This is a genomic window from Sphingomonas zeicaulis, from assembly GCF_050433225.1.
In the GTDB taxonomy this organism is placed as follows: Bacteria; Pseudomonadota; Alphaproteobacteria; order Sphingomonadales; family Sphingomonadaceae; genus Sphingomonas_D; species Sphingomonas_D zeicaulis.
Genome location: NZ_JBNPXQ010000004.1, coordinates 324,285 through 349,805 on the forward strand (window position 1 = coordinate 324,285; position 25,521 = coordinate 349,805).

The 25,521-nt window shown below is 65.6% G+C and carries 23 protein-coding genes; 16 read left to right on the forward strand and 7 right to left on the reverse strand.

Features of this window, described 5'->3' with window-relative positions:
* Nucleotides 1–16: 16 nt before the first annotated feature.
* Nucleotides 17–1,273, reverse strand: a complete 1,257-nt coding sequence (locus FHS96_RS16740; RefSeq protein ID WP_429593927.1) for a TCR/Tet family MFS transporter — start codon at nucleotides 1,271–1,273, stop codon at nucleotides 17–19.
* On the opposite strand from FHS96_RS16740, the gene FHS96_RS16745 reads away from it, so the two are divergent.
* The 7 genes from FHS96_RS16745 (at nucleotide 1,197) to FHS96_RS16775 (ending at nucleotide 8,796) form a co-directional block, all read left to right on the forward strand.
* Nucleotides 1,197–2,492: an AAA family ATPase gene (locus tag FHS96_RS16745; RefSeq protein WP_429593930.1), complete on the forward strand. Its 1,296-nt coding sequence runs from the start codon at nucleotides 1,197–1,199 to the stop codon at nucleotides 2,490–2,492. The genes FHS96_RS16740 and FHS96_RS16745 overlap by 77 nt on opposite strands.
* Nucleotides 2,493–2,585: 93 nt before the next feature.
* Nucleotides 2,586–4,409 carry a phosphogluconate dehydratase gene (gene edd / locus FHS96_RS16750; protein WP_429593933.1) on the forward strand — a complete coding sequence of 608 codons (1,824 nt, stop codon included), beginning with the start codon at nucleotides 2,586–2,588 and terminating at the stop codon, nucleotides 4,407–4,409.
* 4 nt (nucleotides 4,410–4,413) lie between these two features.
* Complete coding sequence (glk, locus tag FHS96_RS16755) at nucleotides 4,414–5,379, forward strand: glucokinase (RefSeq protein WP_429593936.1); 966 nt, start codon at nucleotides 4,414–4,416, stop codon at nucleotides 5,377–5,379.
* Entirely contained in the window at nucleotides 5,379–5,990 is a 612-nt protein-coding gene (eda, locus tag FHS96_RS16760; RefSeq protein ID WP_429593939.1) for a bifunctional 4-hydroxy-2-oxoglutarate aldolase/2-dehydro-3-deoxy-phosphogluconate aldolase, read from the forward strand. Before glk ends, eda begins: the two co-directional genes overlap by 1 nt.
* Before the next feature lie 94 nt (nucleotides 5,991–6,084).
* Nucleotides 6,085–7,932: a cation:proton antiporter gene (locus FHS96_RS16765; RefSeq protein ID WP_429593942.1), complete on the forward strand. Its 1,848-nt coding sequence runs from the start codon at nucleotides 6,085–6,087 to the stop codon at nucleotides 7,930–7,932.
* On the forward strand, nucleotides 7,929–8,555 hold the full coding sequence (locus tag FHS96_RS16770; protein ID WP_429593945.1) for an OmpA family protein: 627 nt from the start codon (nucleotides 7,929–7,931) through the stop codon (nucleotides 8,553–8,555). Before FHS96_RS16765 ends, FHS96_RS16770 begins: the two co-directional genes overlap by 4 nt.
* 52 nt (nucleotides 8,556–8,607) lie before the next feature.
* Nucleotides 8,608–8,796, forward strand: a complete 189-nt coding sequence (locus FHS96_RS16775; protein ID WP_429593948.1) for a hypothetical protein — start codon at nucleotides 8,608–8,610, stop codon at nucleotides 8,794–8,796.
* A 4-nt stretch (nucleotides 8,797–8,800) separates the two neighbouring features.
* Here FHS96_RS16775 and FHS96_RS16780 read toward each other — a convergent pair whose 3' ends face one another.
* A complete protein-coding gene (locus FHS96_RS16780; protein ID WP_429593951.1) occupies nucleotides 8,801–10,027 on the reverse strand; it encodes an NHL repeat-containing protein in 1,227 nt (408 codons plus the stop codon).
* A gap of 156 nt (nucleotides 10,028–10,183) precedes the next feature.
* On the opposite strand from FHS96_RS16780, the gene FHS96_RS16785 reads away from it, so the two are divergent.
* From FHS96_RS16785 to FHS96_RS16800, 4 genes are all read left to right on the forward strand, one after another.
* Nucleotides 10,184–10,801: a trimeric intracellular cation channel family protein gene (locus FHS96_RS16785; RefSeq protein WP_429593954.1), complete on the forward strand. Its 618-nt coding sequence runs from the start codon at nucleotides 10,184–10,186 to the stop codon at nucleotides 10,799–10,801.
* 65 nt (nucleotides 10,802–10,866) lie between these two features.
* Nucleotides 10,867–12,009, forward strand: a complete 1,143-nt coding sequence (locus tag FHS96_RS16790; RefSeq protein ID WP_429593957.1) for a nucleoside hydrolase — start codon at nucleotides 10,867–10,869, stop codon at nucleotides 12,007–12,009.
* Nucleotides 12,010–12,265: 256 nt separating this feature from the next.
* Nucleotides 12,266–12,889 carry a YqiJ family protein gene (locus tag FHS96_RS16795; protein WP_429593960.1) on the forward strand — a complete coding sequence of 208 codons (624 nt, stop codon included), beginning with the start codon at nucleotides 12,266–12,268 and terminating at the stop codon, nucleotides 12,887–12,889.
* A gap of 41 nt (nucleotides 12,890–12,930) precedes the next feature.
* Nucleotides 12,931–14,559: a flotillin family protein gene (locus tag FHS96_RS16800; RefSeq protein WP_429594125.1), complete on the forward strand. Its 1,629-nt coding sequence runs from the start codon at nucleotides 12,931–12,933 to the stop codon at nucleotides 14,557–14,559.
* 300 nt (nucleotides 14,560–14,859) lie between these two features.
* On the opposite strand, the gene FHS96_RS16805 is transcribed toward FHS96_RS16800, so the two are convergent.
* The gene (locus tag FHS96_RS16805; protein ID WP_429593963.1) at nucleotides 14,860–15,945 is read right to left on the reverse strand and encodes a serine/threonine-protein kinase; all 1,086 of its coding nucleotides are present in this window, start codon (nucleotides 15,943–15,945) and stop codon (nucleotides 14,860–14,862) included.
* 8 nt (nucleotides 15,946–15,953) lie between these two features.
* Complete coding sequence (locus tag FHS96_RS16810) at nucleotides 15,954–16,382, reverse strand: DUF3010 family protein (RefSeq protein WP_429593966.1); 429 nt, start codon at nucleotides 16,380–16,382, stop codon at nucleotides 15,954–15,956.
* 317 nt (nucleotides 16,383–16,699) lie between these two features.
* Between FHS96_RS16810 and FHS96_RS16815 the strand changes: the two genes are divergently transcribed.
* The 4 genes from FHS96_RS16815 (at nucleotide 16,700) to FHS96_RS16830 (ending at nucleotide 19,518) form a co-directional block, all read left to right on the forward strand.
* Nucleotides 16,700–17,272, forward strand: coding sequence for a hypothetical protein (locus FHS96_RS16815; RefSeq protein ID WP_429593969.1), 573 nt, complete (start codon nucleotides 16,700–16,702; stop codon nucleotides 17,270–17,272).
* Nucleotides 17,262–17,609, forward strand: a complete 348-nt coding sequence (locus FHS96_RS16820) for a hypothetical protein (protein WP_429593972.1) — start codon at nucleotides 17,262–17,264, stop codon at nucleotides 17,607–17,609. Before FHS96_RS16815 ends, FHS96_RS16820 begins: the two co-directional genes overlap by 11 nt.
* Before the next feature lie 198 nt (nucleotides 17,610–17,807).
* On the forward strand, nucleotides 17,808–18,716 hold the full coding sequence (locus FHS96_RS16825) for a hypothetical protein (RefSeq protein WP_429593975.1): 909 nt from the start codon (nucleotides 17,808–17,810) through the stop codon (nucleotides 18,714–18,716).
* A complete protein-coding gene (locus FHS96_RS16830) occupies nucleotides 18,706–19,518 on the forward strand; it encodes an ATP-binding protein (protein WP_429593978.1) in 813 nt (270 codons plus the stop codon). The genes FHS96_RS16825 and FHS96_RS16830 overlap by 11 nt, the downstream gene beginning before the upstream one ends.
* 230 nt (nucleotides 19,519–19,748) lie before the next feature.
* On the opposite strand, the gene FHS96_RS16835 is transcribed toward FHS96_RS16830, so the two are convergent.
* The gene (locus FHS96_RS16835; protein ID WP_429593981.1) at nucleotides 19,749–20,966 is read right to left on the reverse strand and encodes a polyhydroxyalkanoate depolymerase; all 1,218 of its coding nucleotides are present in this window, start codon (nucleotides 20,964–20,966) and stop codon (nucleotides 19,749–19,751) included.
* A gap of 513 nt (nucleotides 20,967–21,479) precedes the next feature.
* On the opposite strand from FHS96_RS16835, the gene FHS96_RS16840 reads away from it, so the two are divergent.
* A complete protein-coding gene (locus FHS96_RS16840; protein ID WP_429594128.1) occupies nucleotides 21,480–23,285 on the forward strand; it encodes an ABC transporter transmembrane domain-containing protein in 1,806 nt (601 codons plus the stop codon).
* Between the two features lie 263 nt (nucleotides 23,286–23,548).
* Here FHS96_RS16840 and FHS96_RS16845 read toward each other — a convergent pair whose 3' ends face one another.
* Nucleotides 23,549–24,097 carry an AAA family ATPase gene (locus tag FHS96_RS16845; RefSeq protein WP_429593984.1) on the reverse strand — a complete coding sequence of 183 codons (549 nt, stop codon included), beginning with the start codon at nucleotides 24,095–24,097 and terminating at the stop codon, nucleotides 23,549–23,551.
* Nucleotides 24,098–24,157: 60 nt separating this feature from the next.
* Entirely contained in the window at nucleotides 24,158–25,501 is a 1,344-nt protein-coding gene (locus tag FHS96_RS16850) for a DEAD/DEAH box helicase (RefSeq protein WP_429593987.1), read from the reverse strand.
* Between the last annotated feature and the right edge of the window lie 20 nt (nucleotides 25,502–25,521).

The window sequence follows — 25,521 nt, forward strand, 5'->3', positions numbered from 1 at the left end:
GCGGTTCGAGGGCCGCTTATGGCGCGCCGAGAGACTTCTCGCTTTCCGCCGCAACCTGCTCCTCTCCCCGGCGCGCGCGTGGCGTCGCCACCAGCACCGCCAGCGCGCACAGCGCCGCGACGATGGCGATCGCGAACACCACCCCCGGAAAGCGGAACGGCGCATCGTCGCTGGTGAACCATGCCAACGCCGGGCTGTAGGTTACAGGTGCCACGATCGCCCCCAGCGACATCAGGCTGCCGCCGAAGCCCTGCAACTCGCCCTGCTGGTCCGCCGGCACGCGGCGTGACAGCATCGCGGAGAGCGAGGGTTGGACGACCGATTGCAGCGCCACCACCGCCATTACCGGAAACGCCATCCAGCCCTGCGGGATCAGCATGAACAACGCGAAGCCCAATATGGCGCCGGCAATGCCGATCTCCGCCGTCCGCCGTTCCCCGACCTTCGCGACGATGCGCCCGGTGAGGCCGACCTGGACGATCACCATCGTCACGCCGACAAAGGCGAGTGAGGCGCCGATCATCAGGCTGGACCAGTCGAAGCGTGCGATCGCGAACCAGGACCAGGCGGTCGGATAGACGAGGCTTGCCACCTGCCAGAGGAAATAGACCGCGGCGACCGGCAGCAGCCCCGGAATGGCGGAAAAGGAGATCAGCGCGCCCAGCGGATTGGCGCGCTTCCAGTCGAACCGGCGGCGCAATTGCGCCGGCAGCGTCTCCGGGAAGAAGAAGAGGCCGTAGAACAGGTTGAACGCGGCGAGCGCGGCCGCGGCATAGAAGGGCGCGCGCGGGCCGAACGCGCCCAGCAACCCGCCCACCGCCGGTCCCGCAATGAAGCCTATGCCGAAGGCCGCGCCGATATAGCCGAACAGCTTCGCGCGCTCGGCGGGTGCCGTGATGTCGGCGATCGCCGCCTGCGCCGGTCCATAGGTGCCGCCGAACACGCCGGCGAGCGCGCGGCCGACGAACAGCCAGGCGAGCGTCGGCGCGAAGGCCATCAGCACATAGTCCACGGCGTAGCCGGCAAGCGAGCCCAGCAGGATCGGGCGCCGCCCGAACCGGTCGGCAAGATTGCCGATCGCGGGGCCGAGCAGGAACTGGAACACCGCATAGAGCAGCGCCAGCCAGCCGCCGATCCGCGTCGCATCGGCCAGCCCGACCTTGCCCACCGTCATCACCAGATCGGGCAGCACCGGGATGACGATACCGAAGCCGACCGCATCGATCAGTATCGTCATCAGCACGAAGCGGACGGTGGAAGGGGCGGCGGACATCGCGGTTGCTAAGCTGAGCGCGATGGGCGACGTCAAGCGGCGGTTTGCGGCTGAGCGGCGGGGACGCGAAAAGATGATCAACCGGCTGGCGATTGCGGGGTATCGATCGCTGCGCGACATCGTCGTCGAGCTTGGCGCGCTCACCATCGTCACCGGTGCGAACGGTGTCGGCAAATCCAGCCTCTATCGCGCGCTGCGGCTGCTGGCGGAGATCGCGCAGGGCCGTGCCATCGCCTCGCTGGCGGGGGAGGGCGGGCTGCAATCGACCCTGTGGGCCGGTCCCGAAAAGTTCAGCCGCGCGATGATCGAGGGCGAGCAGCAGGTGCAGGGCACGCAGCGATCGGCACCGGTCGCGCTCAGGCTGGGCTTTTCCGCCGACGATTATGGCTATGCCATTGACCTCGGGCTGCCAACGCCGTCGCTGTCGCGCTTCGGGCACGATCCCGAAATCAAGGTGGAAACCGCGTGGACCGGCCCGATCATCGGCCGTGCGAACGTCTTTGCGGAGCGGCGCGGCGGCCATATGCGGCTGCGCAGCCTGGAAGATGGGCGCTGGCGGGATCTCGACCACCAGCTCGCCACCCATGACTCGATGGTCACCCACGCCGCCGATCCGCGCGACGGGCTCGACCTGCTGCTGCTGCGCGAACGGATGCGCGGTTGGCGCTTCTACGACAATCTCCGCACCGATCGCGACGCCCCCGCGCGGCGCGCGCAGATCGGCACCTACACGCCGGTGCTTGCTGGAGACGGCAGCGATCTCGGCGCGGCGATCCAGACCATCATCGAGGTGGGCGAGGGGGAGGCACTGGCGGAGACCATTGCCGACGCGTTCGACGGCGCGACGCTGGCGGTCGGCGATCGCTTCACCGTCGAGATGCGCCAATACGGACTGCTCCGCCCGCTCGACGCCGCCGAGCTGTCGGACGGCACATTGCATTATATCCTGCTTGCCGCCGCGCTGCTCTCGCCGCGCCCGCCCGAACTGATGGTGCTCAACGAACCGGAGGCGAGCCTTCATCCCGACCTGCTGGCCCCGCTCGCGCGGCTGCTGGTGCGCGCGGCGCGGGCGACGCAGATCATCGTGGTCTCGCACGCCACGGCTTTGGTCGAGGCACTGGAGGCCGCAGGTGACGTGCGATCGATCCGCCTCGCGAAACGTCTCGGCGAAACCATCGTTGATGATGAAACACCCGCCTGGCGCTGGCCCTCGCGTTAATCCGTTTGGCGAGGGTGACGCTGGCGTTTTCAGCGCCTATGTGCGGTGCACCATCCCAGCCAGATGACGTGCGAACAGAACAGGAGACGGTCCATGAGCGAGCTTCATCCCGAGATTGCCGCGGTCACCGCGCGCGTCATCGAGCGCTCCGCTGCGAGCCGCGCCGCCTATCTCGATCTGATCGGGCGCGAGGGCGAGCATGGCATGGACCGCGCGCATCTTTCGTGCGGCAACCTCGCGCACGGCTTCGCCGCCTCGGGAGACGACAAGCCGGCGATCCGCGGCGGCCGCACGATGAACATCGGCATCGTCACCGCCTATAACGACATGCTCTCGGCGCATCAGCCCTACGGGCGCTACCCGGAGCAGATCAAGATCTTCGCGCGCGAAGCCGGTGCCACCGCGCAGGTGGCCGGCGGCGTGCCGGCGATGTGCGACGGCGTGACGCAGGGCCAGCGCGGCATGGAGCTCAGCCTGTTCAGCCGCGACGTGATCGCGCTCTCCACCGGCGTCGCGCTCAGCCACGCGATGTTCGAAGGCGCGCTGCTGCTCGGCATCTGCGACAAGATCGTGCCCGGCCTGCTGATCGGCGCGCTGCGCTTCGGCCATCTGCCGATGATCCTGGTGCCCGGCGGCCCGATGCCCTCGGGTCTCGCCAACAAGGAAAAGGTGCGCGTCCGCCAGCTCTATGCCGAAGGCAAGGTCGGCCGCGAGGAACTGCTGGAGGCGGAATCGGCCAGCTATCATGGCGCCGGCACCTGCACCTTCTATGGCACCGCCAATTCCAACCAGATGATGATGGAGGTGATGGGGCTGCACGTGCCCAATGCCGCCTTCATCAATCCCGGCACCAAGCTGCGCACCGAACTGACCCGCGCCGCGGTTCACCGCGTGGCCGAGATCGGCCGCGGCGGCAATGATTTCCGCCCGATCGGCCGGGTCGTCGACGAGAAGGCGATCGTCAACGCCGCGGTCGGCCTGCTCGCCACCGGCGGCTCCACCAACCACGCGATCCATCTGCCGGCGATCGCGCGCGCGGCCGGCATCGTCATCGACTGGACGGATATCGACCGGCTCTCCGCGGCGGTGCCGCTGATCGCGCGCGTCTATCCCAACGGCCAGGGCGACGTGAACCATTTCCAGGCGGCGGGCGGCATGGCCTTCACCATCAGCACATTGCTCGAAGCCGGCATGCTTCATCGCGACATCATGACCGTGTGGGAAGGCGGCCTCGAGGCCTATACGCGCGAACCGGTGATCGAAGGCGAAACGCTCGGCTGGAGCGCGCCGATCGCGGCCTCGCGCGACGAGGCGATGCTGCGCCCGGTGACCGCGCCGTTCCAGCCCGATGGCGGGATGCGGCTGGTCGAGGGCAATCTCGGCCGCGGCGTGATGAAGGTGAGCGCGGTCGATCCGGCGCGCTGGACGATCGAAGCGCCGGCGCGGATCTTTTCCGATCAGGATGAGGTGGTGAAGGCGTTCAAGGCGGGCGAGCTGGAGCGCGACGTCGTCGTCGTCGTGCGCTTCCAGGGGCCGCGCGCCAACGGCATGCCCGAACTGCACAAGCTCACCCCGCCGCTCGGCGTGCTGCAGGATCGCGGCTTCAAGGTGGCGCTGGTGACCGATGGCCGCATGTCGGGCGCGTCAGGCAAGGTGCCGGCGGCGATCCACATCAGCCCCGAGGCGCTGGGCGGCGGGCCGCTCGCCAAGCTGCGCGACGGGGATATCGTCCGCGTCTGCGCCGAACATGGCGAACTCACCGCGCTGGTCGACGCCGCCGAGTGGGAGGCGCGCGAGCATGCACCGCCGCCGCCCCCGACGATGGGCACCAGCCGCGAAATCTTCGCCTTCATGCGTCATGGCGCCGACGAGGCCGAACGCGGCGCCTCGGCGATGCTCGCCGCAGCCGAGCTCTGAATCCATGGAGATCGTTGCGGTCGACATCGGGGGAACGCATGCCCGCTTCGCGCTCGCCGAGGTGGAGGATGGTCGGGTCGTTTCGCTGGGGGAGCCGGTCAAGCTCAAGACCGCCGAGCATGCCAGCTTCAAGACGGCGTGGACCGCCTATGGCCAGACGCTGGGGCGGCCGATCCCGCGCCACGCCGGGATCGCCGTCGCCACGCCGATCGGTGCGGCGACGCTGAAGTTTACAAACAATCCCTGGACGATACACCCTGCAACCCTGGACGAGACGCTGGGCATCGACAGCCACGTGCTGGTCAATGATTTCGCTGCGGTCGCGCATGCGGTTGCGCGGCTGCCCCAGGACGGCTTCAGGCATATCTGCGGGCCGGACGTGCCGTTGCCGGAAAAAGGGCCGATCAGCATCCTCGGCCCCGGCACCGGGCTGGGCGTCGCGCAACTGCTGCGCACCGCCTATGGCTATCACGTCATCGCGACCGAGGGCGGCCATATCGATTTCGCACCGGTTGACGCGATTGAGGATGCCATCCTGGTGCGGCTGCGCCAGCGCTATCGCCGCGTCTCCGTGGAACGGATCGTGTGCGGGCCGGGGCTGGTCAACATCTATGAGGCGCTCGCCGGAATCGAGAATCGCGCAATGCTGGTGCGCGACGACAAGACGCTTTGGGCGGCTGCGCTCGACGGAACGGACGAACTCGCGATCGCGGCGTTCGAGCGCTTCTGCATGAGCCTCGGAACCGTCGCCGGAGACATCGCGCTGGCGCAGGGCGGGCAGGCGGTGGTGATCGGCGGCGGCATCGGCCAGCGCATCGCCGATCGGCTGCCGCATTCGGGCTTCGGCCAGCGCTTCACCGCCAAGGGCCGGTTCGAGGCGATGATGGCCGGCATCCCGGTAAAACTGATCCTTCACCCCGAGCCGGGCCTGTTCGGTGCCGCGGCCGCCTTTTCCAGGGAGCATGGTTGATGAATGTCGAGCAGGTAATGCGGCTCGCGCCGGTTGTACCGGTGCTGGTGATCGAGGATGTCGCGCATGCGGCGCCGATCGCCGAGGCGCTGGTAAAGGGCGGCCTCCGGGCGCTCGAAGTGACCCTGCGCACCCCTGCCGCGCTCGACGTGATCCGGGAGATGTCGAAGGTGGAGGGCGCCGTGGTCGGCGCCGGCACCGTGCTCAACCCGCAGCAGCTCGATGCGGCGCTGGAAGCCGGCGCGAAGTTCATCGTCTCGCCCGGCCTCACCGAGCCGCTCGCCAAGGCGGCGATCGCCTCGGGCACCGCCTTCCTGCCCGGCACCGCGACCGCGGGCGACATCATGCGCGGTCTCGACCTCGGTCTCACCCATTTCAAATTCTTCCCCGCCGAAACCTCGGGCGGCCTCAAGGCGCTGAAGGCGCTCGCCGCGCCGCTGCTGCAGGCCCGCTTCTGCCCCACCGGCGGCATCACCGCCGCGAGCGCCTCCGAATGGCTGGCGTTCGATCCGGTGCTGTGCGTCGGCGGCTCGTGGGTGGTGCCGGCCGGCGCGCCGGACGTGGCGCTGATCGAAGCGCGCGCGAAGGAAGCCGTGGCGCTGGGGCGGTAAGGAAGAACGCTTCTTCCCCCTCTTCCCTTTGGTGGAGGGGGAATGCACCCATCAGGGGTACCCTTCTCCCCCCAACCCCGCTATCCCCGCCCCAATGCAGTCAGATGCTCTCGTCATCGCGCTGATCGGCGCGCTTGGCATCGGCGCGCAGTGGGTGGCGTGGCGGACCGGGTGGCCGGCGATCGCGTTGATGCTCGCCGCCGGTGTCGTCGCAGGTCCGCTTACCGGGCTGGTCGAACCCCATGCGCTGTTCGGCGAACTGCTCGAACCGATGATCTCGATCGCGGTCGCGCTCATCCTGTTCGAAGGCGGCCTCAGCCTCAATTTCCGCGAGTTGCGCAAGACGGAAGGGGCGGTGACTCGGCTGGTCGTCGTCGGCGCGCCGGTCGGCTGGGTGCTCGGCACGCTCGCGCTCTATTATGTCGCCGGGCTGGTGTGGCCGGTGGCGATCCTGTTCGCGGGCATCCTCGTCGTCACGGGGCCGACCGTGGTGCTGCCGCTGCTGCGCCAGAGCAATGTCGCCGCGCGGCCGCGCGCGATCCTGAAATGGGAAGCGATCGTCAACGATCCGATCGGCGCGCTGCTCGCGGTCGTCACTTATGAATATCTTCGCCGCTCGGAACAGGGCGGCACGCTGATCGCGGTCGTGATCGCGATGATCGGTGCTGCGATCGTCGCCGCCCTCATCGGCTACGCCGCCGCGCGCGCGATCGCCTGGGCCTTCCCGCGCGGGCATGTGCCCGAATATCTCAAGGCGCCGGTGCTGCTCGTCGCGGTGATCGGCACCTTCGTGCTGTCCAACCTGATCCAGCAGGAAACCGGGCTGCTTACCGTCACCGTCATGGGCATCGCGCTGGCCAATATGCGGCTGGACAGCCTGCGCGACATTCATCCGTTCAAGGAGAATGTCACCGTCCTGCTCATTTCCGGCCTGTTCGTGCTGCTGTCCGCCTCGCTCAACCTTGCGGTGCTGCAGAAGTTCGAATGGCGCTTCCTCGCCTATCTGCTGGTGCTGCTGTTCGTCGTGCGCCCGGTGACGGTGCTGATCAGCCTGGTCTTCACCCGGGTGCCATGGAACGAGCGGCTGCTGATCGCGTGGATCGCGCCGCGCGGCGTCGTCGCGGTCGCGGTTTCCGGCCTCTTCGCGCTGCGGCTCACCCATCTCGGCTATGGCGACGGCAGCATCCTCGTCACCTTGTCCTTTTCGGTGGTGATCGCCACCATCATCGCGCACGGTTTCAGCATCCGCACCGTCGCGCGCTGGCTGGGCGTGGTCGGCGCGGCGCAGAAGGGGCTGCTGATCGTCGGCGCCACGCGCTGGAGCCTGTCGCTGGCCGAACAGCTCCGCCAGCTCGAGGTGCCGGTGACGATCAGCGACACCAGCTGGCAGCGGCTGGCCGCCGCGCGGCAAGCGGGCATTCCGATCTTCCATGGCGAGATCCTGGCGGAATCGACCGACGAGCGGCTCGACCTCGCCCAGTTCCAGGTGCTCGCCGCGACCTCCGACAACGAGGCCTATAACGCGCTGGTGTGCAGCGAATTCGCGCCCGAGATCGGGCGTGATGCGGTCTATCAGCTGGGCGATGCCGGGCGGGACGATCCGCGCAGCCTGCCCGAATCGCTGCGCGGTCGCGCGCTGTTCGCCTCCGGCCTCGGCGTCGAGGAGATCGCGGCCCGCGAGGAGGCCGGCTGGACGTTCCGCAAGACGCGGATCAGCGACCAGTTCGATTTCGAGGCAGCGCAGGCCAAGCTGCCCGACGATGCGGACATGCTGCTGCTCGTCCGCAGGAACGGTGCGCTGCGCTTCTTCACCCACGCCTCGCGCCCCACCGCGCAGCCCGGCGACGTGGTGATTTCCTACGCACCCCCGAAACATGCCGAAACCGGGGCGGCGACCCCGGAGGAAGGGCCACCGCCCGAACTGGAGAAGGAGAGCTCATGAGCGCGCGATCGATCGGCAGGGTGGCGCTGGCGCTACTGGCAGGGTGCGCGGCATCGGCATGCCAGCCGGATGCAGCGCCGGATCCGGTGGTCAACGCCGCCGATCCCGCCGCCAATGCCAGCGTGATCGAGGCCCCCGAGCCCGAGGCGGAAGCCACGCCCGCGCCCAAGTCGATCATTCGCGAGGGCGTGTCCGCGGAAACCGATGAGGATGCGGTGCCCCCGCTCGAGCCCGCCAGCCTGACCGTGCCCTTCGGCGACCGCACGACGACGAGCCTGGACGATGCCGCCCGCGCCGCGATCGACGGGCTGCTGGCGAACCCGGTGGTGGCCGCCGGCGGGCCAATCCTGCTGCGCGGCCATTCGGACACGCGTGGCAGCGACGCCGACAATCTCGCCGCCTCGCGCCGCCGCGCGGAAACCGTGCGCGCCTATCTCGTCGAAAAGGGCGTGGATGCGAAGCGGGTCACCATCGTCGCGCTCGGCGAGAACCGACCGATCGCGCCCAATATGAAGCTGGACGGCAGCGACGACCCCGAAGGCCGCGCGAAGAACCGCCGCGTCGAGGTGGAGGTCCAGCCGCCGGCGCCCGCGCCCGCACCCCCCGCGCCCGAAGCGGATTGAACGACCGCGCGCTTCCGGCGTTTTCTCCTGGCGGGCGGCCATGGAGAAGCGCATGAGCAAGGTCTATGACGAAGTCGGCACGGTCACCGCATCGGAGGGTCATGTGCTGATGAGCGGCCCCAACGGCCTCGCGGTGACGCTTACGCCCGACGCCGCATCGGCCATGGCCGAACAGCTTATCGAAGCTGCTCGCATGGCCCGCGAGCAACTGCCGGGGGATGAAGGCTTCCGCGCCGGATAACCCCTCATTCTACCCCGGTGAACACCAGTTTCTGTACCCGCCGACCCGTGTTCACCTCGGTGACGTAGAGATTGCCCTTCGAATCGACCGCCATGCTGTGCAGCCAGGTGAATTCGCCGGCATAGCGACCGATCCGGCCGATCGCGGCGATCGGCTGGTGGGTCGCGCGCAGCAGGATCCAGATCCGGCTGTTCATCATGTCGGCGACGTAGAGATATTTGCCGTCGGGGGAGAGCGCGATGTCGGTCACGGTGCGGGTGCCGCCCGTCTTGGGGGCGATCACCACGTCGCGCACGAAGCTGAGCTTGCCGTCGGCGGCCTGGCGGAAGAGTTGCGCGCGGTTGTTGCGGCGGTCGCAGACATAGACATGGCCGTCACCGGTGGGCACGACGCAATGGACGATGTCGCCGAACCGGCGGGAGGCGGGGTCGGCGCCGCCGTCCGCATTGCTCGATGCCTGGCTCTGGTCGAAATGGCCGGAGCGGCTCTCCCCCGAGGGCGGCTCGGCATAGGCGCCCCAGAAGCCGCCGAAGCTGCCGTCCTTGCCCGTAAAGCGGATCACGCGCTTGTTGGTATAGCCGTCCGCCACCAGGATCTGGCCGTTGCCGGCATAGACGTCCGCGGGGTTGCCGAGCAGCGCCTGGTCCTGGTTGCCGTTGGTCTTGTCGCGCCGGCCGAAGCTGCGGATGAATTTTCCGTCCGCCGTGTAGTTGAGCACGGCATGGTCGCCATCGCCATTGCCGCCGAACCACACCGTCTTGCCCGCATCGACATAGATGCCATGCACGCTCTTGGGCCATTGGTTGACGCCGTCGATCGTCGGCGCGCTTTCCGGTCCGCCCCAGCCGGCGAGGTAGCGCCCGTCATTGGCGAAGCGGACGACGGTGGGCGCGGGCTTGCAGCAGACCGCGATGGGCGGGGACTGCGCGGCACCGGTATCGGTGGCGGTGAGCGAATGCGGGCGGTGGACGACCCAGACATCGTCATCCTTGTCCACCGCCACGCCCGAGACCTGCCCCAACAGCATATCTGCCGGCATCTGCGGCCAGGCGGCATCTACCTTGAAGCGGGGGAAGGGGGTGCCGGCGGCGATCACCTCGGTCGCCATCGGCACCAGCGCCCGGGCGGGTGCTGCGGCCTTCTGCGCGGAGAGCGAACTGCCCGCCAGCGGCGCGGCGGCGGCGGTGACGAACAAGCCGATGCGGGTGATGGTCCGGCGAAGTGCGCGCATGTTGCTGCCTCCCTGTCTGTGTTGCCCGATGCCCCGGGAATCACGCGATGCATGATGCGGTGCGGCACCCGCCGGGGCAATCGCTTGCCGCCGGGCCGCTGAAGGAAATGACATAAGCGGTCGTGACGGCGGCGAAACCGCGGTTTATGCGGCGCTATGATCGTCGAGATCGAAACCTTGTTGCGCGTGCTCAACATCGCCGGCGTCGCGGTGTTCGCGGCGTCCGGCGCGCTCGTTGCGGCACGTAGCCGGCGCGATTTCGTGGGGGCCTGCTTCTTCGCGCTGATCACCGCGACCGGCGGCGGCACCGTGCGCGACCTGCTGATCGGCGCCCCCGTTTTCTGGATGCGCGATCCGACGCCGATCGTGCTGTGCGTAGTGATCGCGATCGCCGCCTGGGCGATCCCGCTCCGCTGGTGGCCGGACCGCGCGCTGGACTGGTTCGATGCCGCAGGCCTCGCCGCCTATGCCGTCTATGGCGCGGGCAAGGCGCTGCATTACGGCATCAACCCGCTCGCGGCGATCACCGCGGGAATCTTCACCGCCTGCATCGGCGGCGTGATCCGCGATATCACCGCAGGAGTGCCGTCGATCCTGCTGCGGCATGAGCTGTATGTCACCGCCGCCATCGCCGCCGCCGCCACCTTCGTCGCGCTTACCGCGCTGGGGCTGCCCGCACCCTGGCCGGCGCTGATCGGCGCGGTGCTGGGCTTTGCGATCCGCGCCGCCGCGATCGTCTGGAAAGTCACATTGCCGCCGCACCGCGGGCATTGATCGCCCGCCCCGCGCGCGGCACATCCCGTTTTGAAGGGCCGATCCCCGCCCGATCCGGAGCCATGATGCGTCTTGCCCGCCTGATCCCCGCGCTCGCCGCCTGCCTGGCGGCGGCGCTCGCCCCGTCGACGCCCGCCGCCGCGAAGCCCGCCGCCGCGGCGCCCGCCACCCCCAAGCGCCTCGTCATCGTCGATGACGACATCATCGGCCTCAACGGCGTGCCGCTGCTGATGCTGCAGGCGGCCGATATCGAGCTGCTCGGCATCACCACCACCAGCGGATCGGTGTGGCGAGACACCGCCACCGCCTATGCGCTGCGCACATTGGAGATCGTCGGCCGCACCGATGTGCCCGTCGTCCCCGGCGCCGTCGTCCCCCTGCTCAACACTGCGGAGGCGACGAAGGCGTGGGAGGGGCAATATGGCCGCCTCGTCTTCAAGGGCCCATGGACCGATTACTGGCCCGAAGGCACGATCCAGGACCATCCCGGCGCCGCGCGGCCGGAGGTGGTGCCGGCACTCCCCATCGGCAATCCCATGATCAAGGCGAAGGACGAGATCGCCGCCGCCTTCCTCGTCCGCATGGTCCGTGCGCATCCCGGTGAGATCACCTTGTTCGCCACCGGCCCGATGACCAACATCGCCATCGCGCAGAGCCTCGATCCCAGCTTCGCCGCCAATGTGAAGGAACTGGTCTATATGGGCGGTAGCCTGCCGCCCACCCAGGCCTTGCCCGGCGCCTCCGCCGAGCAGTTTGCGCGCGAGTTCGTCAATTCGCCGCGCCGCGAATTCAACATCCGCTGGGATCCCGAAGCCGCGCGGATCATGGCGCACGCCCCCTTTCGCAAGGTGACGATGATCCCGGTCGATCCTTCCACCGGCACCCAGTGGACGAGCGAATTCCTCGCCAGCCTCAAGCCCGCCGGCACCAAGCTGACCGACCTGATGCAAACCGCGATCGTCACCGGCTTCCCGATGTGGGACGAGATCGCGGCGATGGTCTGGCTCGATCCCGCGATCGTCACCCACGAAGCGCCGCTCTACATCGATTTCGAAACCAGCCAGACCGCGGCCTATGGCGATACGCTGTCATGGACCGAGGCCTATCGCCCCAGGCTCGGCGAGCGCGAGCAGCGCGTGATCCTGTCGGTCGACCGGGCGAAGATGGAGGTCGGAATGCGCGCGCTCTACATGCGGCGAATCAGGTGAGGGGAGCGCCGCCGTCGACGGATCGAGCCGGGCTGTCGACGGGCTGAAAAGGCTCGACCAGCGGCGAGGATTGCCCGCAATTCGCGCCGAACAAGGTTCCAAGCTAACCGGCTTCGGCTGTTTCGTAAAGTAAATTCCTAATTCTTGGCCATCTATACTGAAAATATGCAGTCCGAACTAAAAATTCGGCAAGAACCGCCTGTTCGCTGATTGACCGCTGCCAATCTCCCCCTAATTTGTGGGTGAGAGGAAAACAGTGCTGCTGGAATTTCTTGGGCAAAGCGAAAATATCGCGTTCAGTATCGCGCTGGCGCTGATGGTGTTGATCGGTCTGGTCGAAGCATTGGGCCTTGGTGCCGCATCGATCGATCTGGATCTTGATCTCCACCTTCCCGATGCGGCGGGCCCGCTCCACTGGCTGGGCGTCGGCCGCGTGCCGCTGATGGCGGTCCTCATCGCCTTCCTCGCCGCGTTCGGGCTGGTCGGCCTCGCCGGCCAGCAGGTCGCGCTGGAGCTGACCGGCACGCTCTTCTCTCCCCTGATCGCGATCCCCGCGGCTGCTGCTACGGCGCTGCCGGTCACCGCGGTGGCCAGCCGCCTGCTCGGCCGGGTGCTGCCGCAGGACGAGACCACCGCGATCGACGTCGCGACCCTGGTCGGCCGCACCGGCCAGATCGTCGTCGGCACCGCCCGCCAGGGCGCACCGGCCCGCGCCCGCGTGCGCGATGAACATGGCCAGTCGCATTATGTGCTGGTCGAACCCGACGATGCCGGACAGGCGCTGGGGGAGGGCGAGACCGTGCTGCTCGTCCGCCGCGAGGCCAGCCTGTTCCGCGCCATCGCCTATGATACCCCCCGTTTCTCCAACTGGACGGAATGATGACCGACATTTTGCCTGCCACTTCCGCGTCTTCCGGTTTGATGACCATCGGCTTCGCGGCCGTCGGCGTGCTGATCGCACTGATCGTCATCGGCCTGCTCATCGCGCGGCTCTACAAGCGCGCCTCGAAGGAAATCGCCTTCGTCCGCACCGGTTTCCGGGGCGAGCAGGTGGTGATGAACGGCGGCGCGATCGTGCTGCCGGTGCTGCATGAAACCATGCCGGTGAACATGAACACCGTGCGCCTCGCGGTGGAGCGCAAGAATACCGACGCGCTGATCACCCTCGATCGCCTGCGCATCGATGTGAAGGCCGAATTCTATGTGCGCGTGCGCCCCGATCGGGAGGCGATCGCCACCGCGGCGCAGACATTGGGCATGCGCACCATGCACCCGGAACATCTGAAGGAACTGGTCGAGGGCAAGTTCGTCGACGCGCTGCGCTCGGTCGCGGCGGGCATGACGATGAACCAGCTGCATGAGCAGCGCTCCGATTTCGTGCAGAAGGTGCAGCAGGTCTCCTCGTCGGATCTCGCGATGAACGGGCTGGAGCTGGAATCGGTCTCGCTGACCGGGCTCGACCAGACCTCGATCGAGCATTTCAACGCCAACAACGCGTTCGACGCCGAAGGTCTCACCAAGCTCACCGAGCAGATCGAGCTGCGCAAGAAGACGCGCAACGACATCGAGCAGGACACCCGCGTCCAGATCGAAAGCAAGAACCTGGAGGCGCAGCGCCGCTCGCTGACGATCGCGCGTGATACCGAATTCGCGCGGCTGGAGCAGGAACGCGAGGTCGAGGTGCGCCGCGCCGAACAGTCGGCGGAGGTCGCCCGCGAACAGTCCGAACGCCAGCGTGAGGCCGATCAGGCGCGCATCGTCGCCAAGCAGTTGACCGACTCCTCGCAGATCGAGGCGGATCGCACCGTCCAGCAGGCCAAAATCGCGCAGGCGCAGTCGATCGAGATCGCGCGGCAGGAACAGCAGATCGCGGTGCAGAACAAGAGCCGCGAGGAAAGCCAGGCCAAGGCGGAGGCAGACAAGGCCCGCGCCGCGGCCGTCGCCGCCGAGGAGCAGGTCGTCACCGCGCGCGAGACCGAGGTCGCCGAACGCACCAAGCGCATCGAACTGATCGACGCCGCCCGCGAGGCCGAACGCGCCGCGATCGCGGTGAAGGTGCAGGCCGAAGCCGAGAAGAAGGCCGCCGCCGACCGCGCCGAGGCCGTCCGCGCCGTCGCCCAGGGCGAGGCCGAAGCCGAAAAGCTCCACGCCGAGGCCGCCCGCGTCCGCTTCGAGGTGGAAGCCGCCGGCCAGCGCGCGGTCAACGAGGCCGCCAACCTGCTCTCCTCCGACCAGATCTCACTGCAGACCAAGCTGGCGCTGCTCAAGGTGCTCCCGGAGGTGATCCGCGAGGCCGCCAAGCCGATGGAAGCCATCGACAGCATCAAGATCGTCCAGGTCGACGGCCTGACCGGCAAGGGCGCCGGCAGCGGCGGCGAGACCGGCGCGGGCGCCGGCGGCGGTGACGGCAACCTTGCGGACAGTGCGGTTGCTGCGGCGCTGCGCTACCGGGCGCAGGCACCGGTGCTGGACGGGTTGATGAAGGAGCTTGGGCTGGACGGGAGTTCGCTGAATAGCCTGGTGGGTGGGGCTGCGGTGAAGGGGGAGTAAGGGGGGGGGGCCTTCTCCCCTTCCGAAGTCTCGCTCGGATGGGGAGGCAGGTTCCGACCCAAAGCCAGTCGTTCATTCCATCTCCGGTGACGTCCGGAACTGGCGACGTCCAGGCGACTTGTGCTCGGCATCGCACAACGACAGAAAGTGGGTTGTTTGCAGTCAGGCAGCTTTGGGTGGCGGTCAGTGAAAGCGCGCACGAAACGCTGCCGTAGACTATCCAAATCAGTCATCTTCAATTATTCAAGTTTGATAACCTATGGCATTTGAGTCTGCAGAACTATTCATACCTTGAATTTTCTAAGCCTTTAGCGCTTCAGCCATTTGAACCGCTTCTAGGAGGGAGGTGGGTTTCAACGCTCTTTCTCTACGCCAAGCAAAAGATCCGCTGACCATTTTCTCTACGGCATAGCCTTTAGGTTGTTCGACGAGCCGATATTTAGCCTTGGAACGATAAAGCACCGGTTCAGGCTCGAACCGCCAATCGGGAAGCGATTTTCTGAGGTTGTTGAGTTTCGCTATAAGGGCAGCTACCGTTTCAAATCGATCATTGCGGTTTACCTTGCAGCACTTCCGTATTATCGAAATTAGTCCTGCGGGGCACCAAGGAGGAAGGCTTTTTAAATCAAGCAGTTTGCCCTTCTTGATTTTTTCTTCGATGATGGCTGTAGCATAAAGCTGATTGTCGGGTGATTCTAGGTCGAAATACCTGATCTTCTCTTTCGCGGACAGCCAGTCAGTCTCCTCATAGGGAAGATTCCCACCTAGGAGTTGATAGAAAACAATACCAAGTTGATAGATGTCGCCGCGCTGATAAGCGCGGCCGGAATCGGTTTCCTCTGGCGTGCGATAAAGCAACGAATGACGGGAGCCTGTCTGTGCATAGCCATCTGCACCAACGCTCACGACAGAGCCAAAATCTCCAACAACAAAGCGGCCGTCGTTGTCACTGAATAAATTAGAAGGTTTCAGATCACGATGAATGTAGCCTTTTCCGTGAATAAAGCTTACGCCGCTGGCAACGTCCAGCATGATATCGACGGCTTGTTTAACGTTAATCTTTCCAGCCGACATTACGTCATCGAGATCTCCATTTTCACAGAACGGCGTTATAAAATACGCATCTTCCGCATCAATTGGCGCAGCATCATCCACTTTGAGAACGTGATTATGCGCCAAATCGCTGAGCATCTTAGGCTCAGCGTGAGCGCCATCTCCCCAGTAATAAAATTTAACAACCACCTTGCGCCCAAGGATTCTGTTCGTTCCTATCAACACAAAGCCATTGCCGCCTTTGACGTTGATGCTCTCAAAATAAATCTTGTTTTCTAACTGATTGACCACTGCGCACACATTTGCGGTCAATACACTCTTATCTATCGGCATGACTTGACTCAGGCTTTCGCCAACTTCCAAGCAGCTGCGCGATAAGCATCGACTTGATATCGGTTAACTGACTGTGGAGATGTCGCGAGATTGCTCTTTTTTGCAAAAGCTGTGAGTGTTGGTGGACTTACAAAGGTAACTTCAGTACCGGAGAGCTGAAACAACGTCTCAATCTTGAATGTTATTCCGCCCGCTGCAAGTTTCCCGGTTGCTTGTCGGGACTTTATGACAAATCCATCGATTTTATTCTCGTTAGCGAACGCCTTAATGGCCTTTATCAAAGCTTCAAGAGATGCCGTATCTTCATGGTCGTGAAGCGCGAGCTTCTTTGTGGCACATTGAAGATGCTCGATATTATCGTCGCTATCGGACCTGATGATGGCAAGGATTGCCTCCTTACCCTTAATGTCCACCCCGCAGATTACCACAGCTGTCATGCTCCCTGTTACGTAAACGCATATGCAGCCAAAGTCGCGACTTTTTCAAGTCGCGGTCAAACGGTGTGGAACGTATCACATCAAGCGTAACACTAACGTACGGACGACAGCGTCCGTCAACAGCGGTCGTTCAAAATGTCATCCGGAAACGGCGGCTTTGTCCCACGACGCGACCGGAGCCGACCATTTGGTCACTCAACTTTCTCGCGCGATACACCAGTGCGGTCAGGCCCTTTTCAAGACTAGGCGGGTTAGGCGCACTTGACTCTAATCATGTGAATCACGTATCTCATGTTTGTTACGTGAGATGTGAGGCTATGATTCTTGATATCGCTGAATTTGCGGGTGCAACAATCCTCTCGGGGGCGCCGAGCGGCAGGCAGCTTTATATACGGCTGATCAGCGCGCTCAGCGAGGAACCAGCGATGCCCGAGCCTCTGTTCCTCGATTTCGGTGGGATCGAGGTCGCGACCGCGAGCTATCTGCGGGAATCGGTCCTTGCCTTCCGAACGTTCGTGCGCGGCCGCAAGTCAAACTTCTATCCGGCGGTTGCCAATGCCAACGCTGATGTGATCGATGAGCTTGTCGAACTCGTCTATCCGCGCGGCGATGTGCTCATTGTCTGTGTCGTCGGCGATGACGGGACGGTGCTGCGCTGCCGCTACGTTGGCAAACTCGATCCCATGCAGAAGCTGACCTTCGATCTCGTCAATCGCGAGGGAGAAACAACGGCTGTTCGATTGATGGAAATCGAGGATAGCCAAGTCAAGGCGACGGCTTGGAATAACCGTTTGGCTTCATTGTCGAGCCTGGGTTTGATATGTGAATATTCGCGTGGACGTACCAAAACTTACAGGCCGATATTTGCGGAGAGTGAGGATGGGAGCTGATTTCAAGGAAAAGACGAAAAAGACTTTCGAGAAGTGCTGGGACAAGGCGGCGGTCGAAGCCAATACGCCCGACCTTTTCAGCAGGACACCGGACCATGCCGCCAGTCGTTACGAAGCCGAAGCGCTTGGCGATGCTAACCTTGCGGTCGGCGACACTTTCGCGGTGCGGATGGAAGACGGCAAGTTGATCGGACGTCGTGGCATTTCGCCCGTGCTCCAGGTTTGCTGCCCCAGCCACGCTCTCGTTCAGTCGGTTACGCAGGGTGGCAACATCGCCCGCGCCGACATTGTTGCAGTCGATCCGATCAGTGGCGTTTTCGAGGTTTCATTTAGCTAGAGGTTCGGTGAAATGTCCCGACAGGAGCGAGCGTTCAAGAGCTACTGGAGTGAGCCTGGCGCTGCTATGTCGTTGGGATGTGTCGGCTGTCCCGACCAAGCGATCTGTGGCGGACAGACCGTTATGGGGGCCGGTTTCAACTGCTTGGACCATTGCTGCGCCAAGCCCGATGCCTGTCCGGCCGTATGTCCTCACGCATTGACGTTCGCCGACCGCATCCGGGAAGTGCGTGGACTTGCGCTCGATACGCCCTTGACTGCACCGCTCGCACACCCCGACTTGCCCCACCATCTCGCCATGCTCTTCCATGGCAGCGCGCTTACAGCGCCGGTGCCGGCGAACGCCGTCGCCATGCCACTATATCGTTTCTTTAACCGTCTCGCCGAATGCCGGTTCGGCACGCGCGAAAGCGTCGCCGAAACCTTCAAGATTGATCCGGCCACGGACATTCTCCTCTCCGGCGTGGCGCAGGACAAAGAAGTCGAAGGCTGGTGGCGCCTTGAGCGGCGCGGTCGCCTCAAGGCCGTTGCGAACTTCCAACGCCTGGGGGTGTCGATGGTTACGGTTCCGAATTTCAGTCTGATGGTGGATCGCCCGCGCTGGGACGATCTCCATGCCATGCGGCGGATCGCGGTCTGCTATCATGAGATCGTGTCCGAAGGGCAGCCGGCAGCACTCCATGTGAATGGCCGGACCGAATGCGATTTCGCGCGCTGGACGGACTATATCGTCGCGCATCCCGAGGTCACGCACATTGCTTACGAGTTTACGACCTGCGGCAAGACCCCGAATCGGATGAGGCAACACGCCGCCTGGCTGATCGAACTCGCGCAGAATGTAGGTCGGCGGCTCGGTCTTGTCCTGAGGGGCGGGCTCCCGGTGGTCGGATTGCTGGCGGACTATTACAACATCGTCTTCATCGATACGTCGCCGTTCGAAAAGGCGCAGCATCGCGAGGTCGCTTGGGTCGACAATGAGGGACGGCGTCGCTGGATGAAGCGAATGACTGCTAACGGCGAAATGCTGGACGTTTTGCTCGCAGATAATATCCGTGTCTCGCGTGACTGGTTCGAAACGCTGTTGCCGAAGTTCAAGCTTGCAGCCTGACCTCCTTTCTCCGCGCTTCGACTATCTTGTAGTCGACGGTCTCGGCCGTGCTCGACAGCGCGGGGGTGTGCCGCAACTCGGCGGAGCCATTTTTCGAGCGGACACGCTGGGACCGGCCATCGAGCTTGCCCACTTGGAGCGCGGGATTTCAATCGGCGATCTGGATGATCAGAATTGGCTCGATTGCGGCTCCCTAGCGCCGATCCTGTCGGCGCTGGCAGGCGAGCAACAGCAATGGCTGGCCCCCGACGGCCGGCGTGGCTTGATCCTTGGATCGGGGTTGGCGGCCGAAGCAGTGCTCAACAGCTTCAAGATCGATGCGCATAGAGCGGCGCTTGCTGCCGGCTTTGTAAAGCCAGCACTTCTTGTCGCTGCCGTGGGCGAACTCATCGGCAACGTGATCGATCATTCCGAGGCGATCGGCAGCGGCGTGGCGGTGTTTTCCGCTGAGGTCGGGCGCTTCGAATTCGTCGTGGCGGACACTGGCATCGGCGCGCTCCGCAGTCTGACTCGCAACCCGGATCATGCGATCCTGAGCGACGATGGTGCGGCCTTGCTCGCTATGGTCGAAGCCGGGGTCTCGCGCTTCGCGCGCGACAGCGGTCACGGCAACGGCTTTCGGCCGATCTTCGAGAAGCTCGCGGATATGTCTGGGCACTTGCGTTTTCGTTCGGGCGGTTATGCGCTGACACTCGACGGCCGTTTCGGCGATCGGATCGCGCGACAGATTGCGCAGAAGCCCAAGTTGCGCGGCCTTTTGGCGGCGGTGACTTGTCTAGCGCCGAGGGCACCGGGTCGATGAGGCCGTGTCGACTTAACCGTTCGACTTTGTATCGCTGTGCGAGGTCGGTTGGACAAACGCAGGACGTCAGTTTTTGCCCAAACCTGCCGTACAACATGTCGTTTTAGGAACGGTACAAACCTGCATTCTTGCCATTCCAAAGGGCTCAGCGGGATTTTTACCCGCTTCTCGGCCGTGTGGCCACGCCCCCCGCACCGGATGCCTTTTTCCGGCGCGGGGCCGCACGTACCTCAGCTATGCGTCGCGATCCACTCCTCCAGCACCGGCGCAATCCGCGTGCGCCATTTGCTGCCGTTAAAGATGCCGTAATGGCCCACGCCCGCGGCCATGTGGTATTGCTTCTTGTCCTCGGGCAGGCCGGTCGCGATGGTCAGGGCGGCCCTGGTCTGGCCGAGGCCGGAGATGTCGTCGCGCTCGCCCTCGATCGCCAGCAGCGCCACATCCTTGATCGCGGCCGGGTCCACGCGGCGGCCGCGGTGCATCATCTCGCCCTTGGGCAACTGATGCTCCTGGAACACCACCGTGATCGTCTGCAGGTAGAACTCGGCGGTCATGTCGCAGACCGATCGATATTCCTCGTAGAAGTCCTTGGTCGCCTCGGCGCTCTCGTCGTCGCCGGCCACGAGGTGCTTGAACATCTCCCAATGGCTCATCAGGTGGCTGCCGAGGTTCATCGTCATGAAGCCGGCGAGCTGGAGGAAGCCCGGATACACCTCTCGCCGGGCGCCCGGATATTGCAGCGGCACCGTCGCGATCACATTCTGTTCGAACCAGCTGTGCGGCCGCTCGGTGGCGAGGCGGTTGACCGTGGTCGGCGCCTCCCGCGTGTCGATCGGGCCGCCCATCATCGTCAAGGTGCGCGGGCGGTTGGGGTTCTCGTCCGCGGACATCAGGCAGGCCGCGGCATAGCAGGGCACGGTCGGCTGGCACACCGCCAGCATGTGCGCGCCCGGGCCGATATGGTCGAGGAAGGCGATGATGTAATCGACATAATCGTCGAGGTCGAAGCGGCCGTCGGTCACCGGCACCAGCTTCGCGTCGCGCCAGTCGGTGATATACACGTCATGCTTGGGCAGCATGCGTTCCACCGTGCCGCGCAGCAGCGTGGCATAGTGGCCGGACATCGGGGCGACGATCAGCAGCTTGGGGCCACCCTCCACGCCGGCGCGCACGAAGCGCTTGAGCTGGCCGAACGGCTTGCGCAGCACGATTTCCTCATGGACGGCCACGGTCTTCCCCTCGACCACCGTCTCCGTCAGCCCGAAGGCCGGCTTGCCGCGCGGCGCGGATGCGTGCGCAAAAACTTCCAGCGCGGATGCGAACACCGGGCCGCCGCCGAAATAGGCGATCGGATTTGCCGGGTTCTGCAACAGGTTGGCGCCCATATCGGCAAAGGCGCTGACGCCCGCCAACAGCGAGCGCTGCATCTCATAAGCTTGGTAAAGCATCTGGTCCTATCCCACAGACTCGATCGCGCTTTCGCGTGAAGAGTCGGCTTGTTTAGCGCTGCGGATCATGGTGGTGCAACGTCGTACTGTGGATACGCGTTCCAAAATGCGACGAATTTGATGCGGCAGATGCGAACGGCGCAATCAATCGTGGCATTCCCGTTACTTGCGGGGAGGGGGTGAAAAAGCCCTCTCCCGATCGGCATCGCGATGTTCACATGGTGAGACCGGAGCTGCGTAAAAGCCCTCTCCCGCACTTCGCGGGCGTGCGTCGGTTCTGACGGGTGTGGGATGCCCCCGGCATCCCACAGATCATGCCGGGGGCATGATCGGCCCATCATAACCGCCGCACGCCCGCGAAGTGCGGGAGAGGGCAATTCGGCGGAGGTCTCGGATATCGGCAGCATTTCTCGCGCAGGCATCCACCCCCCGATCCTAAGTACCATTGAGGGCGCCCGCCTGCGCTGCTACGCCCCGCCCATGGCGGAGACCAAGGCAGTAGCCAGCGAGAATATGGCCAGCGCGAACCTATCCAGCGAAGACAAGGCCGGCGGCACCGGGGGAGGGCAGCGGCGGCTGGGCAGCCTCAAGATGGTGTGGGCGGCGGCGATCCGCTATCCGGGGCATATCGTCGCGGCCAGCCTCGCGCTGTTCGTCGCCGCGGGGGCGACGCTCGCCATCCCCAGCGGCTTCCGGCTGGTGATCGACCGCGGCTTCGCGGCGGGCGCGGACATCCATGAGATCGGCCGCTGGTTCACCTATCTGCTCGGCATCGTCGTGCTGCTCGCGCTGGCGACCGCGTTCCGCTTCTACTTCGTCTCCTGGCTGGGCGAGCGGGTGGTGGCAGACGTGCGGCTGGGCGTGCAGCGCAACCTGCTGCGCCTGTCGCCCGCTTTCTTCGAGGAGAACCGCCCGTCCGAGATCGCCTCGCGGCTGACCGCGGATACCACGATCATCGAGCAGCTGGTGGGCACCACCGTCTCGGTGGCGCTGCGCAACATCATCATGGTGGTGGGCGGCATGATCTACATGCTCACGCTCAGCCCCAAGCTGACCGGGCTGATGCTGGTCGGCATCCCCACCGTGGTCGTGCCGATCGTGCTGCTCGGGCGGCGGCTGCGCAAGGTATCGCGCGACAGCCAGGATCGCGTCGCCGATGTCGGCACCCAGATCAACGAAGTGCTGGGGGCGATGAAGATCGTCCAGGCCTTCGGCCAGCAGGCGCGGGAAGTGGCGCGCTTCGGCGCCGCGGTGGACAGCGTGTTCGCCACCGCGCGGCGCCGGATCATGCTGCGCGCGGCGATGACCGCGATCGTGATGGGGCTGATCTTCGGCGCGATCACATTGGTGATGTGGCAGGGCGCGGTGGACGTCGCCTCCGGCCGGATGTCGGGCGGCACCATCGCCGCCTTCGTGCTGACCGGCGGGCTCGTCGCCGGTGCGTTCGGCGCGTTGAGCGAGGTCTATGGCGATCTCGTGCGCGGCGCGGGTGCGGCCAGCCGGCTGGCGGAGCTGCTCGCGGAGGAACCGACGATCGCGGCGCCCGCCAGCCCCGCGGCGCTGCCGCAGCCGGCGCGCGGCGCGCTCGCCTTCGATCGGGTCAGCTTCCGCTATCCCACCCGCCCCGAACTGCTCGCGCTCGACGATTTCTCGCTGGCGGTCTCGCCGGGGGAGACGGTGGCGGTGGTCGGCCCCTCCGGCGCGGGCAAGTCGACCCTGTTCCAGCTCATCGAGCGTTTCTACGATCCCGAGCGAGGGCAGGTGCTGCTGGATGGCGTGGCGCTGACCGCGGCGGACCCGGCGGAGGTGCGCGCGCGCATCGCGATGGTGCCGCAGGAAACCGTGATGTTCGCCGCCTCCGCGCGGGACAATCTGCGCTACGGCCGCTGGGATGCTGCGGACGACCAGCTCTGGGCCGCGGCGGAGGCCGCCAACGCCGCCGATTTCCTCCGCCGCCTGCCCGAGGGGCTGGACACCTATCTGGGCGAAGGCGGCGCGCGCCTGTCCGGCGGCCAGCGCCAGCGCATCGCGATCGCCCGCGCCATCCTGCGCGATGCGCCGCTGCTGCTGCTCGACGAGGCGACTTCCGCGCTGGATGCCGAGTCCGAGCGGCTGGTGCAGGTCGCGCTCGAACGGCTGATGCAGGGGCGCACCACCATCGTCATCGCCCACCGCCTCGCCACCGTCCGCTCCGCCGACCGCATCGTCGTGATGGATCATGGCCGCATCGTCGAAGAAGGCCCCCACGACGCGCTGATCGGCCGCGGCGGGCTCTATGCGAAACTGGCGCGGCTGCAGTTCGACGGGCTGGCGGCGTAGGAGGGCGAGGCTGGGCGGGGGCGGTGTGGCGATCGTTCGCGGCGCTTTCGGGCTGTCCCGTTTTGCGAACTTTTCAGAACGACCGGGAATGAGGGGATCTCGCTTCGGCCGCAGACGCTTTTGCGCATCGGCGAGCGTGGGCTGGAGCTCGATCTCGACATTTATGCGGAGCGGAGTTTCGGGGACATAATACTAAATTGCCTCGCCTTGATCGCGGTTGGACCGGGAGTTTGAGAGTTTCGTATTATGTCCCCGAAATTCGGTCATGTCCCCGAAATTCGGTCGATCTCTGCCCGCACGAATGCCACGCGGTGTGCGACCGGTGCGCGGGGCAGGGGCACCACGCGATAGCCCGCGGCTTCATAGGCGGTGATCATCGCCGCGGCGGTCGCTTCGGCTTCGGCGTGGGACTGTCGGCGTTCGGTGTCGGTCGCGTAGATGTCTGCCCAGAACGGCGCGAGGAAGACGGTCGGGTTGTAGCGATAGAGTGCGGCGGCGCGGTGCATGTGGGGTGGCACGGGGAGGCCGCATAAGGTGAGATAGCCGATCACGTCGGGCACGCCGCGATCGAACACCACCGGGGCGGTCTGCGCCTGCGCCTCGGCATGCGAGCGCAGTTCCCAGCCCAGCATCAGTTCGGCGAAGGCGGCGCGGTCTGCCCAAGGCAGGGCGGTGCCGCCGATCGCCTGCTGGTCGCGGATGATCGCACGGCCGGCCTCCGGCATGGTGGCCAGGCCGGTTTCGGCGAGCGCGGCGATCAACGTGGATTTGCCGGAGCCGGGGCCGCCGGTGATGACGAACAAGGGTGGCACGAGGGAGCCCCCAAACCAATCGGCCCGCCCCGGGCATCCCCGGGGCGGGCCGTATCCGGCTTAGCGTGCGCCGCCGCCGCCGGTCCTGCGGACCGCGCCCTTGTGGGCGCCGACGCCGCCCGGCTTGCGCCGGCCGAACGAGCGCTTGGGGCGGTCGCCGCCGGGGGCGCCGTCACGGCGCGGCTGGTCGCCGCGGCCGCGCGATTCTTCGTGGCGGCGCTGCGCAGTCGGCTTGGCCTGCACCGGCTTGGGCAGGCGCGCCTTGGCGATGTCGAAGCCTTCGGGCAGCGGGATCGGGGTCAGCGCGACGCGCGTCAGCCGCTCGATCTGCTTCAGCCACTGCTTCTCCTCGCCGTCGACGAAGCTGATCGCCTTGCCCGCGGCGCCGGCGCGCGCGGTGCGGCCGATGCGGTGGACATACTGCTCCGGCACGTTGGGCAGCTCATAGTTGAACACATGGCTGACGCCCGAGACGTCGATGCCGCGCGCGGCGATGTCGGTCGCGACGAGGATCTTGATCTCGCCCGAACGGAACGCCTGCAGCGCGGTGGTGCGCTGCGGCTGGCTCTTGTTGCCGTGGATCGCGGCGCAGCCGATGCCGGCGGCCTGGAGGTTCTTCACCACCCGGTCCGCGCCATGCTTGGTGCGGGTGAAGACGAGCGCGCGGTCGATCGGCTCGGCCTGCAGCGTCAGCGTCAGCAGCGCCTGCTTCTCCGTCTGGTTGACGAAGGTGACATACTGGTCGACGCGCTCGGCCGTGGTCGAGGGCGGCACCACCGAGACCTTCACCGGATCGGTCAGGAAGCGGTCACCCAGTTCGGCGATCGTCTTGGGCATCGTCGCCGAGAAGAACAGGCTCTGGCGCTTGGCCGGCAGCAGCTTGTCGATACGCTTGAGCGCATGGATGAAGCCGAGGTCGAGCATCTGGTCCGCCTCGTCGAGCACGAAGATCTCGACATTGGCGAGGCGCAGCGCGCGCTGGTCGATCAGGTCGAGCAGGCGGCCCGGGGTGGCGACGAGGATGTCGACACCCTGCTGCATCTGCTTGATCTGGCGGCCGATCGGCACGCCGCCGAACACGGTGGCGACGGTCAGCTTGAGCTGGCGGCCATATTCGCGGAACGATTCGGCGATCTGGCTGGCGAGTTCGCGGGTGGGTGAGAGCACCAGCATGCGGCAGCCGCCCGGCGGACGGGTGCGGCCGCTGTCAGTAAGGCGCATCAGCGAGGGGAGCGCGAAGGCCGCGGTCTTGCCGGTACCGGTCTGCGCGATGCCGCACAGGTCGCGACCCTCCAGCAGCGGCGGGATCGACTGCGCCTGGATCGGCGTCGGCGTGTCATAACCCTTGTTGTTCAGGGCATGAAGGATCGGCTCGGAAAGGCCGAGGTCTGAGAACTTGGTCAACTAAGACCCTTTCGTCATGT

Coding starts and splice junctions, on each gene's coding strand:
- FHS96_RS16800 (WP_429594125.1), top strand. CDS start 12,931: ATGACCATCGGCTTCGCGGCCGTCGGCGTGCTGATCGCACTGATCGTC.
- FHS96_RS16765 (WP_429593942.1), top strand. CDS start 6,085: ATGCAGTCAGATGCTCTCGTCATCGCGCTGATCGGCGCGCTTGGCATC.
- eda (WP_429593939.1), top strand. CDS start 5,379: ATGAATGTCGAGCAGGTAATGCGGCTCGCGCCGGTTGTACCGGTGCTG.
- FHS96_RS16785 (WP_429593954.1), top strand. CDS start 10,184: ATGATCGTCGAGATCGAAACCTTGTTGCGCGTGCTCAACATCGCCGGC.
- FHS96_RS16770 (WP_429593945.1), top strand. CDS start 7,929: ATGAGCGCGCGATCGATCGGCAGGGTGGCGCTGGCGCTACTGGCAGGG.
- FHS96_RS16820 (WP_429593972.1), top strand. CDS start 17,262: ATGGGAGCTGATTTCAAGGAAAAGACGAAAAAGACTTTCGAGAAGTGC.
- FHS96_RS16775 (WP_429593948.1), top strand. CDS start 8,608: ATGAGCAAGGTCTATGACGAAGTCGGCACGGTCACCGCATCGGAGGGT.
- FHS96_RS16745 (WP_429593930.1), top strand. CDS start 1,197: ATGACGATACCGAAGCCGACCGCATCGATCAGTATCGTCATCAGCACG.
- FHS96_RS16805 (WP_429593963.1), bottom strand. CDS start 15,945: ATGCCGATAGATAAGAGTGTATTGACCGCAAATGTGTGCGCAGTGGTC.
- FHS96_RS16780 (WP_429593951.1), bottom strand. CDS start 10,027: ATGCGCGCACTTCGCCGGACCATCACCCGCATCGGCTTGTTCGTCACC.
- edd (WP_429593933.1), top strand. CDS start 2,586: ATGAGCGAGCTTCATCCCGAGATTGCCGCGGTCACCGCGCGCGTCATC.
- FHS96_RS16840 (WP_429594128.1), top strand. CDS start 21,480: ATGGCCAGCGCGAACCTATCCAGCGAAGACAAGGCCGGCGGCACCGGG.
- FHS96_RS16815 (WP_429593969.1), top strand. CDS start 16,700: ATGATTCTTGATATCGCTGAATTTGCGGGTGCAACAATCCTCTCGGGG.
- FHS96_RS16790 (WP_429593957.1), top strand. CDS start 10,867: ATGCGTCTTGCCCGCCTGATCCCCGCGCTCGCCGCCTGCCTGGCGGCG.
- glk (WP_429593936.1), top strand. CDS start 4,414: ATGGAGATCGTTGCGGTCGACATCGGGGGAACGCATGCCCGCTTCGCG.
- FHS96_RS16740 (WP_429593927.1), bottom strand. CDS start 1,273: ATGTCCGCCGCCCCTTCCACCGTCCGCTTCGTGCTGATGACGATACTG.
- FHS96_RS16810 (WP_429593966.1), bottom strand. CDS start 16,382: ATGACAGCTGTGGTAATCTGCGGGGTGGACATTAAGGGTAAGGAGGCA.
- FHS96_RS16835 (WP_429593981.1), bottom strand. CDS start 20,966: ATGCTTTACCAAGCTTATGAGATGCAGCGCTCGCTGTTGGCGGGCGTC.